Here is a 12004-nt window from a genome sequence, read left to right on the forward strand (position 1 = left end):
ATGACACGCATCGAAAGACCTTTCGACATCACGCGTCTCGAAGACGAATGGCTCGAAGCGGATGGCTTCGGCGGATTCGCATCGGGCACGGTCGGCACGCTGCGCACGCGCCGCTATCATGCGTTGCTGCTCACCGCGACGCGAGCGCCGGGAGGGCGCATCGCGCTCGTCAACGGCGTGGAGGCGTGGCTCGAAACCGATGGCACGCGTTATCCGCTGAGCATGCAGCGCTATGTGCCGGACGTGGTCTATCCCGACCTGGCGCCGAGCCTTCTTCAATTCGACACCGTGCCGTGGCCGACGTGGCGGTTTCAGCTCGATACGCAGGGGGTGCTCACCGCCGAGGTATTCGTGACCAAGGCGACGCGCGAAACGGTGTTGCGTTGGCGGCTCGACGGCGCGATCAACGGCGTTCAGGCGTTACCCGCGATGCGCGCATTCACCTTGAAAGTGAGACCGTTGCTATCGGGCCGCGACTATCACGCGTTGCACCACGAAAATCCCGCGTTCAATTTCAACGCGCGGATCAGCAACGGCGACGCATGCGTGAGTTGGCAACCCTACGGCGACGTGCCGCTGATCAGCGCAGTCACGAACGGCGTCTACACGCACGCGCCCGATTGGTATCGGAACTTCTGCTACGTTCGCGAGCGCGAGCGTGGCCTCGACTTCAGCGAGGATCTCGCGACGCCCGGCGTATTCAGCTTCGATCTGGCGGCGAGCGAGGCGGTGATGATCCTCAGCGCGCCGAGCGTCACGGCCGCGTGCACGGCCGCATCCGCCAGCGAGCCGACAGCGCAGCCAGGCGCGCGACCACCAACCGCGCATGCCGCGGAGTTGGCGCGCATCGAGGAGCAACGCCGCGGCGCACTCGGCTCGCGGCTGCAACGTTCCGCCGATGCCTACGTGGTCACGCGCAACGAAGGCCGCACGATCCTCGCGGGCTTTCCGTGGTTCACCGACTGGGGCCGCGACACGTTCATCGCGATGCGCGGCTTGCTGATCGCATCGGGCCGGCTCGACGAGGCCGAAGCGATCCTGCTCGAATGGTCGGGCACGCTATCGCAAGGCATGCTGCCGAACCGTTTTCCCGACTATGGCGACGCGCCCGAATACAACTCGGTGGATGCGTCGTTGTGGTTCATCGTCGCCCTGCACGACTATCTGGCGACGGGACACGCGAGCGCCGCCACGCGAACGCCCTTGCAGCGAGCCGCCGAAGCCATCCTCGCGGGCTATACGAACGGCACGCGCTTCAACATCCAGGCTTCCGCCGCCGATGGCCTGTTGAACGCCGGCGTCCCCGGCATGCAACTCACGTGGATGGATGCCAAGGTCGGCGACTGGGTCGTCACGCCGCGCATCGGCAAACCGGTCGAAGTACAGGCGCTGTGGATCAACGCATTGCGCATTGCAGCAACGTGGAACCCGCTGTGGCTACCGCCCGCCGAGTATGTGTTGCAAGCGTTTCGCGAGCGCTTCGTCGATTCGTCCACGCAGGCGCTGTTCGATAACGTCGACGTGGATTTCATTGAAGGCCGCGTCGATCGCTCGATCCGCCCGAATCAGATTTTTGCCGTGGGCGGTCTGCCGTTTCCGTTGCTCGAAGGCGCGGCGGCGCGCGCGGTGCTCGACCAGGTCGAGGCGCATCTGCTCACGCCGCTTGGCCTGAGAACGCTGGCGCCGTCCGATCCCGCCTATCGCGGGTATTACGGCGGTCCGCCGCTGGAGCGCGATGGCGCCTATCATCAAGGAACCGTATGGCCGTGGCTGCTGGGCCCGTTCGTCGAAGCATGGCTGCGGGTGCGCGGCAATGCGGCGGACGCTCGCGCCGAAGCCAAGGCGCGTTTTCTCGATCCGCTTCATGCGCATCTCGACCACGCCGGCCTCGATCATCTCTCGGAGATCGCCGGCGGCGACGCTCCGCATGCGCCTGGCGGCACGCCGTTCCAGGCGTGGTCGCTCGGCGAGTTGCTGCGCGTGGAGAAGCTGCTTGCCTAGTTGAAGCCCAAGGTTACGCAAACCGCGCTAGGATGTGAGTCCCACCGCAAGCCTGATGCAAGGACGTCGTCATGCCACCGCTTCGCGCCGCCAATCTGCTCGCCACCGTTGAGGGTTCACGCCTGCATTCGGCCGACTGTGCACATTGGCAACGCTGGGGACCGTATCTCAGCGAGCGTCAGTGGGGCACCGTGCGCGAGGATTACAGCGCGGACGGCACCGCCTGGGATTACTTTCCGCACGACCATGCGCGCAGCCGCGCCTACCGTTGGGGCGAGGACGGCATCGCCGGTTTCGGTGACGACACGCTGAGCTGGTGCGTGTCGCTCGCGCTGTGGAATCGCCGCGATCCGATCCTGAAAGAGCGTCTTTTCGGCCTCACCAACGCGCAGGGCAATCATGGCGAGGACGTGAAGGAGCTGTACTTCTACCTCGACGGCACGCCCACGCATTCGTACATGCGAATGCTCTACAAGTACCCGCACGCCACGTTTCCGTACCAGGACCTGATCGAGGAAAACGCGCGCCGCGGCGGCGACATGCCGGAGTATGAAATCCTCGACACCGGCGTATTCGACGACTTGCGTTATTTCGACGTGCAGGTCGAATACGCGAAACATGCGCCCGACGATATTCTGATGCGCGTGACGATCGAGAATCGCGCGGACGAGGCGGCCTCCCTCGACGTGCTGCCGCAAATCTGGGCGCGAAATTCGTGGTCATGGAAGGAAAACAAGGAGAAGCCGTCGCTCGCCATCCGCACGGATCACAACGGCGAAGCGCATGTGCTCGGGCATCATCGCGTACACGACCCGATCGTGGTGACGGCATGGTCGAAAGACGCGCCGCGCATCACGTGGCTGTTCTGCGAGAACGATACCAACGTCAAGCGCCTTTTCAACATGGAAGGCACGGGCCCGTTCAAGGACGGCTTCAACGATTACCTCGTGCACGGCGACGAACAGGCGATACGCCGCGACGCCGGCACGAGGGCTGCGGCGCATGCGCCGATCGAACTCGGGCCGCATGGGCGCGCCGTGGTGTACATGCGCTGGTGTCCGCAGGGCAACCTGGGCGACGCGCAACTCGACGCCGATGCGGTGTTCGCGCACCGCATCGCCGAGGCCGACGAATTCTACGGCGCGTTGCAACACGAGATCCACGACCCCGACGCGCGTCTCGTGCAGCGTCAGGCGCTCGCCGGCATGCTATGGTCCAAGCAGTACTACCAGTACGACGTGCAGCGCTGGCTGGACGGCGATCCGCTGCAACCCAAGCCGGCCGCCTCGCGCAAACACGGCCGCAATGCGGACTGGCGGCACCTGTGCAATGCGGACATCGTGTCGATGCCGGACAAGTGGGAATACCCGTGGTACGCATCGTGGGACCTGGCGTTTCATGCGGCCGCTTTCGCGCTGATCGATCCGGCGTTTGCGAAGCGTCAGTTGCTGCTGCTGGTGAAAGACCGCTATCAGCACCCCAACGGCCAGTTGCCCGCCTACGAATGGGCCCTCAGCGACGCCAATCCGCCCGTGCATGCGTGGGCCGCGTGGCGTGTCTACGAGATCGACCGCGCGCTCACGGGCAAGGCGGATCGCGATTTTCTGGAACTGGTCTTTCACAAGCTCCTGCTGAATTTCTCGTGGTGGGTAAACCGCAAGGACGCCGACGGCCGCAATATTTTTCAGGGCGGCTTTCTCGGGCTGGACAACGTCGGCATCTTCGACCGCTCTTCGCCTTTGCCGACCGGCGGCCACATCGATCAGGCCGACGGCACCGCGTGGATGGCCGCCTACGCGCTCGACCTGATGCGCATCGCGCTCGAACTCGCGTATGCGAATCACGTGTTCGTCGATATCGGCGTGAAGTTCTTTGAGCACTTTCTGTATATCGCCGAAGCCGTGAGTTGCGACGACGGCTGCGATACGGGCCTGTGGGACAGCGAGGACGAATTCTTCTACGACAAGCTGCGCCTGCCCGACGGCAGCAGCGTGCCGATGCGCGTGCGGTCGATCGTCGGTCTGATTCCGCTCTTCGCCGTGCACGTGCTTGAAGAACACTTGCATGGCCACTTGCCGTGTCTGCGCGAGCGGCTCGTCTGGTTCCTCGAACATCGCCCCGATCTGGCGAAGCTGGTCTCGCGCTGGAACGAGCCGGGCAAGGGCAATGCGCTGCTGCTCTCAGTATTGCGCGGACACCGCATGAAAGCTTTGCTGCGCCGGGCGCTCGACGAAAGCGAATTCCTCTCCGACCACGGCGTGCGCGCGCTCTCGCGATTCCATCGCGACCATCCGTTCGTGTTCAACCACAACGGCAACAGCTTTTGCGTCAAGTATCTGCCGGCTGAATCGGATACGCGCGTGTTCGGCGGCAACTCGAACTGGCGCGGTCCGGTGTGGATGCCGGTGAACTATCTGCTGATCGAATCGCTATACGAATTTCACCGCTATTACGGCGACGAGTTTCGTGTCGAGTATCCAACCGGCTCGGGGCAAAAGTTCTCGCTCAGCGAGATCGCCGACGAACTGGCGCGCCGTGCCACCACGCTGTTCCTCAAGAACAGGGACGGCGAGCGTCCGGTGATGGGCGCGTATCCGCTGTTGCAAGCCGACCCCCGGTCGCGCGATCTGATTCTGTTCCACGAGTATTTCCACGGCGACAACGGGCGCGGCGTGGGCGCTTCGCATCAAACCGGGTGGAGCGGGCTCGTCGCATTGTTGCTGCAACCGCGCGCCATGGCGGCGTCGGGCAATGTGCCGCTGGCGGGCGAACCGGAGCGCGCGCCGATTCCGACCGCGCCCACGCCGGCCATGCCGGAACCGGAGCCCGAACGTGAGCCGGTCCTGGCTTCCGCATCGGCGCCTGTATGGCGTGCCCGGCTGCGCACCTGAACGCCGGCTGCGGCCGGGTTCAGGCGCGGTCTTTCCTGTATCGCCAGGTTCTTTTCATTGCTTTTCGAACGTGAATCCCATGTCGACTACACCGAATACCCCGCCATCCGATAGCCCCGGCCGCGAACTTAGTTGCAAGATCAGCGCGCGGGCGCACGATGCACCCGCCTCGCCGGCCGGCAAGCGGCCCGCGCCGCCTTGCACGCTGGTGATCTTCGGCGCGGCCGGCGATCTGACGAAGCGGCTCCTGATGCCCGCGCTGTACAACCTCGCGGTGGACGGCCTGCTCGACGGCGGCATGAAAATCGTCGGCGTGAATCATGGCGAGCGTGGGACGAGCAGGTGGCGCGACGATTTGCACGCGTCGCTGCGGCAGTTCGCGGCGGACAAAGCGAGCACCTTCCACGCCGGCAAGCTCGACGACACAGCGTGGGACTGGGTCGCGCAACGCCTCGACTACATGGCCGGCGAATTCGAATCGGACGAGACGTTTGCGATGCTCAAGCGGAAGCTCGATCACACGCCGGGCGGCAACGTGATCTTCTATCTCGCGGTCGGCTCGCGCTTCTTCAAACCGATCGTCGAGCATCTCGGCCAGGCGGGCTTGCTGAAAGAAGGCGAGGGAGCTAGCGGCGGCTTTCGCCGCATCGTGATCGAGAAACCGTTCGGCACCGATCTCGCCTCGGCGCGCGATCTGAACGCGCACATTCTGTCGTATGCGAGGGAATCGCAGGTGTATCGCATCGATCACTTTCTCGGCAAGGACACCGTGCAGAGCATTCTCGCCGTGCGCTTCGCGAATGCGCTGTTCGAGCCGATGTGGCGGCGCGAGTACATCGACAGCGTGCAGATCACCGCGGCCGAGACCCTCGGCGTGGAAGGGCGCGGCAAGTTCTACGAGCAGACCGGCGCGTTTCGCGACATGGTGCCGAACCATCTGTTCCAGTTGCTCGGCATGGTCGCGATGGAACCGCCCAATTCGTTCGACGCCGAAGCCGTGCGCGACAAGAAGGCCGAGATCTTCGACGCGATCCAGCCGCTGAAGCCGGACGACGTCGTGTTCGGTCAATACGAAAACGGCCCGGCGGGCATCGGTTACCGCGAGGAGCCGGACGTCGCGCCGAACAGCACGACCGAAACCTACGCGGCGGCCCGCGTGTTCATCGAGAACTGGCGCTGGGCCGGCGTGCCGTTCTATCTGCGCACCGGCAAGCGGCTCGCCGCGCGCCGCACGGAGATTGCAGTGCAGTTGAAACCCGTGCCGTTCCGTTTGTTTCGCGACACACCCGTCGACGCATTGACGCCGAACGTGCTGGCCTTGCGCATCGATCCGGCGCACGGCACGAGCTTCGACTTCAACGTGAAAACGCCGGGGCCGGTGATGCGGATCGGCGCGGTGCAGTCGTCGTTCGATTACGGCGACTTCTTCGCGGAGCGTGCCAACGTCGGTTATGAAACCTTGCTGTACGACTGCATGCTCGGCGACGAGACGTTGTTCCAGCGTGCGGACAGCATCGAAACGAGCTGGTGCGCGGTGGACGACGTGCTGCATCCGAAAACCGGCGGCGCGCTTGCGGTGCACGGTTATGAGGCCGGCAGCGACGGACCCGCGCAAGCGGATGCGCTACTGGCGCGCAACGGCCATGCATGGCGGCCATTGAAAAAGAACGCAATCGAGAAGAAGTGACGCGATCCAACGCTTCAATACACGATACAACCGGGGGACACCGTGGCGACACGTAAGGCGAAAGTAAAAGACAGCACCGAGCGGATTCTCGCGATCGACGTTGGCGGCAGCGGCCTGAAAGCCGCAATCATCGGTGCCGACGGTCAGATGCAAACCGAGCGCATGCGCGTGGCGACGCCGCATCCGTGCACGCCGGATCAACTGGTGGATGCGCTGGCGAAACTGGTCGAGCCGCTCATCAAACAGGCGCCGCCTTCGCTCATGTCGATCGGTTTTCCCGGCGTGGTGCGTAATAACCGCATTCTCACGGCGCCGCACTTCGGCATCGAGGGCTGGCACGACATTCCGCTCGCGGATGCGTTGGCGCAACGCCTGGGCGGTTTGCCGGTTCGCATGATCAACGACGCCGAGATGCAGGGCTTTGCCGTGATCGAAGGCCACGGCATCGAATTCGTGCTGACGCTGGGCACGGGCGCGGGCACGGCGCTCTTTCGCGACGGCGAGCTGATGCCGCACCTGGAGCTTGCGCATCATCCGGTGAGCAGGAAAGGCGTCGCATACGACGAGTACATCGGCGAGGCCGCGCGTGAACAGGTGGGGAATAAGCGCTGGAACCGGCGCGTGCAGAAGGTGATCGGCATTCTGGACTCGCTGGTGAATTACGACAGGTTGTGGATCGGCGGCGGCAACGCGGCGCGTCTCACGATCGAGTTGCCGGCGAACGTCGCAACCGTTTCGAACGATGCGGGTATTCAGGGCGGCGCGCGGCTATGGCATCCGAAGTCCGTGCGCGAAACGCGGCAATTGCCCGAGGCGAATGAACGGACCGGGCGTTTCAAATGACCGGTTCCACAAGCGGCACCTGGCGGAATAAGAACATGTCGACGGAATAAAGCGCTCGGTCTAAACGTTTGCCCTCGACGGGCACCCCACTTTCCAACGGATCAACAAATGAAAACATCGCGCCGTCATTTCCTGCTGTTGAGCGTGGGCGTGGGCTCATCGCTCGTGCTGTCGCGCGCCGCGTTCGCCGACACCGCCAACGCGCTCAGCGAAGCCGATCCGAAGGCGCAAGCCGTCGGCTATAAAGAGGACGCGTCGAAGGTCGATAAAGCGAAATTCCCCGGCTATGCCGCCGGGCAAACCTGCGGCAATTGCTCGCTGTTCCAGGGCAAAGCCACCGACGCCTACGGCGGCTGCACGCTGTTCGGCGACAAGCAGGTGGCCGCGCGCGGCTGGTGCGGTTCGTATACGAATATGTGAGCGGCGCGTTCGTTGGTTGAACACGCGCTGCGTGCGCGCGGATTCGGCGCGCTTCAGCGCAACGCGCCCAGCGCCAGTTCGTGCGAATGGCCGATCCATACCGCGGCGTCGCGATGATCGCGCAGGGCGTCGCCGGTATTCGGATGCAGGAAAACATCCAGCGCGCCGTGATTCAACGCGAGCCAGCCGACCAGTTCGGCGAACTGCTCGTGCGCGAACGCGAGCTGATACGACCACATGGGATGCGGTCCGACAGGCCGTTCGTGGAAACGGCCCATTTGCAGCTTGCCGTTCCAGCGCGCTTCGATTTGCTCGCGAAAGGCCCACGCGGCGTCGCGGCTGCTCGAATCGAAATAAACGTGAGCGTGCCAGTTGGCAATTACTGAGGGGTCGCGAAAGGTCATAACAAAGTCCGTTGGGTTCGACGCGTCGGGGCAGTCCTTATCCGCCATTTATTCTGCTTCGGTTTCCGCCGACGCGCGCGGCGCACGCCTCATGTGAAACTGTCTGTCATCTTCGCCGATGGTTTCGAAGCCCAGGCGCTCGTACAGGCGCTTCGCGGGATTGCCTTTGAGCACCTTCAGCGCGACCGGCAGCGCTTCCTTCTGCGCGGCTTGCAGGACGGTATGCAGCACGCGTTCGCCGATGCCGCGCCCTTGGTGTTCAGGCGAGATTTGCAATTGCATGACGACCCATTCCGTGTCGGTGCGGTGTGCTTTGAGCAAGCCGGCCGGCGCGCCGTCGATGCAGATCACGCGTGCTGCGTCGTAACGATGCAGCACGCGCGCGCGATGTTCGGCGTCGTCCGAAGCGTCGCCGGCGCGTGCGAGGTGTTCGGTCATGGTCGCCTTGCGCAGGTCGAACAGAAAGGCCTCGTCGGCGCTCAGCGCCGGGCGCAGGGTGAGGGCGGGTTCGTGATCGGACATGTTGGTAACGTTTCCGGCGAGGGCGACGGTCAGTAAAAATTGGCGTGAATTGTCGAGCCAGCAGCGCTTTTTTACCACGGGGTCAGGTTGTCGCCTCTGGACTTCATTGCTCGAAGCACACGCCGATGTCATCGACCGATGCTCTTATCGATGCGGATCAGCGTTATCGCCGCGCGCGCCGCCTCAGGCACCGCCGGACTTTGCAGCTTGTGAGACGAGGTACGGCCTCAGTGGGCGTCATCAGGCGCAGCGACCCGCCGCGCCTTGGTTTGCAAATTGGCATGCGCTTTGCTTTTGTCTCACCCGCGAACCGGCGAGTGCGCAATTTCGATGCCTGCTCGCGCAAGGCGGCGAACCGCCGCGCGGCCGGCGTTTCGTTCAGTTTCTTCCGGCGTCGTTCGTTCAACACGGCGAATGGCTTAATGAACTTTGCGAGGTGGGCTATGGAGATTATCGAGCTTGAACCTAGCGTCTCGGCAGACGGACGCGCGGTGATTTTCCAGCTTTCGGCGCGAGGGCGGGAGCTCGAATGCGCTGTGACGCGCGAGGCGCTGGAACAGCACTTCTGGCTGCAACGCGACGCCGGCGAGGAACGCGTACTGAAGACCTTCGCGGACGGACGCAAGCGCATCATCGCCGTCGCCGAACGAAAGATGCTGGCGCGGCCCGGCGAAAAAGTCCTGTTGACGATCAGCGACTTCGCCGCGCGAGGTTGACGTCTTTCGCCGGGTCGAGCGTCGCTCGGCACCGGCCCGTCCGCCAGATAACTCACCACACTCACCACGGCGTAACCGGCCCGCACGCCTCTGACATCGGATCAAAGCGCCGCGTTACGCCGATTCGTCAAATTAGCCTGCCAATTCCCCTCGCTTCGGCCAATTGCCGTCGCATGCTCTCGCCTACACTGTTTTCCATGGAGCGACAAAACACCGAGCCCCATCGACGCGGTCTCCCCCCGCGTTGTTTTGAACCGTACCGTTGATGGCAGTGTGCCGCGTTGTCGAATGCGGCAGGGCAGTAAAGCAGTAGGAAGTAGAAGCAATGCAAACGGCGCGCGATCCACGCAAGAAGCGCGCGAATCAGTAGGGGGTTGCAGCCAGGCGTAGTTGAAGGCGAAGGACCCGGCTGCGATGCAGTCGCAGTACAAGGCAGCACCCGCTTTTGCAGTAGCAGTAGGAACAACAAGCACGGCAGCAACAGCAGCAATAGCAGTTCAGTCGGTAATCGCTTTTTGCAGCAGCAGTTGAGGTAGCAACAGCTTGATTGGTTTGCGGTGGTGACAGGTCGGCAGGCATCCACGCGCATGCACGACCCTTCCATCCTGTCCGGCCCTGTTCTCTCGCGGGAACAGGGTCTCTTTTTCGTTTGAACCACTCCTCCGACGTTTAAGCCGGCCTTAATAGTTGCTTGCCATGATGGCGACACGGTCTCGCAGTCGAGCCCTGTCAAGCCGCCGGCGTTTCGGCGGCGCTTATCGCCGAAGTCGTGCAGAATTCGGTGGTCGAGCTGAAAGTCAGCGAAGGAGGTTGAACGATATGTCCAGTAAGTCGCGAGTCCGCAAGCACAGCCAGTCGGCCATGTCCCCGCTGTTGCGCGCGCTGACCTTTAGCCGCACCGCACACGAGCCAGTCACCACGGCGATGGTCCTGCAGGCCTATAGCGCGCTCGACGCGTTCCGGCACAGCCACGGCTCGCGGACGCTCCACACGACGTTGAGCCGGCATTTGCTGGTCTCGCAAGAGCTTGCGCGGCTTGGGCTTGGTGAGGACTTGCTGGCCGACATCGAAAGCGCGCATGCCGCGATGGTTCAGGTCGACGCCCGCGAGCATCGCGACGGCGCGTGGACCGTCGAGGACGACGAATACGCCCGCCTGTGCGCGGCGCTGGCGATTCTGGACGGGCAATTGTCCGTCGCATCGTTGAGTGAGATTGCGAGCGCCGAAGCGCGAATGATCGAAGGCTTGATGCGCTCCGCGCAGATGCGGGCGATCGCCGAAGCGGCGGTCTGATCGGTACGGCAGTCTCGCTCCGATACTGCGCCAACGAAAACGCCCCGCATGGGGCGTTTTTGCATTGCAGCGGCTTCGCGCCGTGCAGCGAAAACCGGCGATCGACGCAAAAAAGCCTCTCCGTGCCGCGCGGAGACGACGAGTCTCCGTAAAGATCCCAATCGACCGCCACGCCGGCGTCGGGCAGCGTTTGCCGGAGTGATCCGCGCTTGCTAGACTGCCTCACCCTACCTACCGCAAGCGCGTTGTTTGCGTTCATACGCGTACCGGGCGTTCACGTCCGCGGCGCGATCAATCGGAGACGCCATGTCTTACATGCTGCTCATCGTCGAACCCCCGCATCAACGCATCGAGCGCGGCGAAGCCGCGGGGCGCGAAGTCTACGACCAGATGGTGCGTTTCGCCGCCGACCTGAAAGAACGCGGCAAACTGCTCGCCGTCGAATCGCTCACCTCGACGAAAGACGCCGTGCGCGTGCAGGTGCGCAACGGCCAGCCGAAACTGCTCGACGGCCCGTTTGCCGAAGCCAAGGAAATGATCGGCGGTTTCTTCCTGCTCGATTGCGAAAGCCGTGACGAAGCCGTGGCGATCGCGCAAGCCTGTCCGGCGGCGTCGTGGTGCACCGTCGAGGTTCGCAAGCTCGGACCTTGTTTCGCGTAAGCGATAGGCGCATCCGTTGGCATTGACCGGGGGTTTTCCCTGGCGCGTCGCTAGGGTGTCGATCCGGTCGTGCATCGCTCGTCGTGTGAGTAAGGAGCCAGCAAGGCTGCACGGCTCTCCCTCTCACCACGAAAAGGAGTAACGGCGATGCGATTCATGATCCTGGTCAAGGCGACGGCCGCCAGCGAAGCCGGCGACATGCCCGACGAAGCGCTGCTGGCCGCGATGGCGACCTACCACGAAGAACTGGCCAGGGCCGGCGTGCTGCTCGACGCCACCGGCTTGCAACCGAGTTCGAAGGGCTGGCGGGTTCACTACAGCGGCGGCAAGCAGACCGTGGTGGAAGGTCCGTTCGCGGAAACGAAGGAACTGATCGCCGGCTACACGTTGATTCAGGTCCGCTCGCGCGAGGAGGCGATGGAATGGGCACGGCGCTTTCCGGCGCCCTTCGGTGAGCAGGCCGAGGGCGAAATCGAAGTGCGCCAGCTATTTCAACTCGACGACTTCGAACCCGGCCCGCAAGTCGAGCGATTCCGCGAACTGGAAGCGGCCAGGCGCTGAGCCGCG

General features: G+C 63.7%; 11 protein-coding genes. 9 read left to right on the forward strand and 2 right to left on the reverse strand.

Going from position 1 to position 12004, the window contains the following annotated elements; all coding sequences use genetic code 11:
• The 5 genes from ACOCG7_RS01015 to ACOCG7_RS01035 all read left to right on the forward strand — a co-directional run bounded on the left by ACOCG7_RS01015 (position 1) and on the right by ACOCG7_RS01035 (position 7842).
• Positions 1–2001, forward strand: a complete 2001-nt coding sequence (locus ACOCG7_RS01015) for an amylo-alpha-1,6-glucosidase (protein WP_421376481.1) — start codon at positions 1–3, stop codon at positions 1999–2001.
• A 71-nt stretch (positions 2002–2072) separates the two neighbouring features.
• Positions 2073–4892, forward strand: coding sequence for an MGH1-like glycoside hydrolase domain-containing protein (locus ACOCG7_RS01020; RefSeq protein ID WP_421376483.1), 2820 nt, complete (start codon positions 2073–2075; stop codon positions 4890–4892).
• A gap of 79 nt (positions 4893–4971) precedes the next feature.
• Positions 4972–6579 (forward strand): glucose-6-phosphate dehydrogenase, encoded by a 1608-nt coding sequence (gene zwf / locus ACOCG7_RS01025; RefSeq protein WP_421376485.1) that lies wholly within the window; start codon positions 4972–4974, stop codon positions 6577–6579.
• Between the two features lie 42 nt (positions 6580–6621).
• On the forward strand, positions 6622–7422 hold the full coding sequence (locus ACOCG7_RS01030; RefSeq protein ID WP_083081940.1) for an ROK family protein: 801 nt from the start codon (positions 6622–6624) through the stop codon (positions 7420–7422).
• Positions 7423–7530: 108 nt separating this feature from the next.
• Complete coding sequence (locus ACOCG7_RS01035; RefSeq protein ID WP_083081942.1) at positions 7531–7842, forward strand: high-potential iron-sulfur protein; 312 nt, start codon at positions 7531–7533, stop codon at positions 7840–7842.
• 53 nt (positions 7843–7895) lie between these two features.
• Here ACOCG7_RS01035 and ACOCG7_RS01040 read toward each other — a convergent pair whose 3' ends face one another.
• Together ACOCG7_RS01040 and ACOCG7_RS01045 are read right to left on the reverse strand one after the other, a co-directional pair.
• On the reverse strand, positions 7896–8246 hold the full coding sequence (locus tag ACOCG7_RS01040; RefSeq protein ID WP_083081944.1) for a DOPA 4,5-dioxygenase family protein: 351 nt from the start codon (positions 8244–8246) through the stop codon (positions 7896–7898).
• Between the two features lie 48 nt (positions 8247–8294).
• Complete coding sequence (locus tag ACOCG7_RS01045; protein WP_083081945.1) at positions 8295–8768, reverse strand: GNAT family N-acetyltransferase; 474 nt, start codon at positions 8766–8768, stop codon at positions 8295–8297.
• A 443-nt stretch (positions 8769–9211) separates the two neighbouring features.
• Between ACOCG7_RS01045 and ACOCG7_RS01050 the strand changes: the two genes are divergently transcribed.
• From ACOCG7_RS01050 to ACOCG7_RS01065, 4 genes are all read left to right on the forward strand, one after another.
• Positions 9212–9484 carry a DUF1488 domain-containing protein gene (locus ACOCG7_RS01050; protein WP_083083025.1) on the forward strand — a complete coding sequence of 91 codons (273 nt, stop codon included), beginning with the start codon at positions 9212–9214 and terminating at the stop codon, positions 9482–9484.
• A gap of 819 nt (positions 9485–10303) precedes the next feature.
• Positions 10304–10777, forward strand: a complete 474-nt coding sequence (locus tag ACOCG7_RS01055) for a hypothetical protein (RefSeq protein ID WP_073429710.1) — start codon at positions 10304–10306, stop codon at positions 10775–10777.
• 306 nt (positions 10778–11083) lie between these two features.
• The gene (locus ACOCG7_RS01060) at positions 11084–11437 is read left to right on the forward strand and encodes a YciI family protein (RefSeq protein WP_083081947.1); all 354 of its coding nucleotides are present in this window, start codon (positions 11084–11086) and stop codon (positions 11435–11437) included.
• A 147-nt stretch (positions 11438–11584) separates the two neighbouring features.
• Positions 11585–11998, forward strand: coding sequence for a YciI family protein (locus ACOCG7_RS01065; RefSeq protein ID WP_083081949.1), 414 nt, complete (start codon positions 11585–11587; stop codon positions 11996–11998).
• The last annotated feature ends 6 nt before the right edge of the window (positions 11999–12004 follow it).

The sequence above is a fragment of the Paraburkholderia sp. DD10 genome (assembly GCF_049177125.1).
Lineage (GTDB): Bacteria > Pseudomonadota > Gammaproteobacteria > Burkholderiales > Burkholderiaceae > Paraburkholderia > Paraburkholderia terricola.

Coding starts and splice junctions, on each gene's coding strand:
- ACOCG7_RS01015 (WP_421376481.1), top strand. CDS start 1: ATGACACGCATCGAAAGACCTTTCGACATCACGCGTCTCGAAGACGAA.
- ACOCG7_RS01020 (WP_421376483.1), top strand. CDS start 2,073: ATGCCACCGCTTCGCGCCGCCAATCTGCTCGCCACCGTTGAGGGTTCA.
- zwf (WP_421376485.1), top strand. CDS start 4,972: ATGTCGACTACACCGAATACCCCGCCATCCGATAGCCCCGGCCGCGAA.
- ACOCG7_RS01035 (WP_083081942.1), top strand. CDS start 7,531: ATGAAAACATCGCGCCGTCATTTCCTGCTGTTGAGCGTGGGCGTGGGC.
- ACOCG7_RS01040 (WP_083081944.1), bottom strand. CDS start 8,246: ATGACCTTTCGCGACCCCTCAGTAATTGCCAACTGGCACGCTCACGTT.
- ACOCG7_RS01045 (WP_083081945.1), bottom strand. CDS start 8,768: ATGTCCGATCACGAACCCGCCCTCACCCTGCGCCCGGCGCTGAGCGCC.
- ACOCG7_RS01050 (WP_083083025.1), top strand. CDS start 9,212: ATGGAGATTATCGAGCTTGAACCTAGCGTCTCGGCAGACGGACGCGCG.
- ACOCG7_RS01055 (WP_073429710.1), top strand. CDS start 10,304: ATGTCCAGTAAGTCGCGAGTCCGCAAGCACAGCCAGTCGGCCATGTCC.
- ACOCG7_RS01060 (WP_083081947.1), top strand. CDS start 11,084: ATGTCTTACATGCTGCTCATCGTCGAACCCCCGCATCAACGCATCGAG.
- ACOCG7_RS01065 (WP_083081949.1), top strand. CDS start 11,585: ATGCGATTCATGATCCTGGTCAAGGCGACGGCCGCCAGCGAAGCCGGC.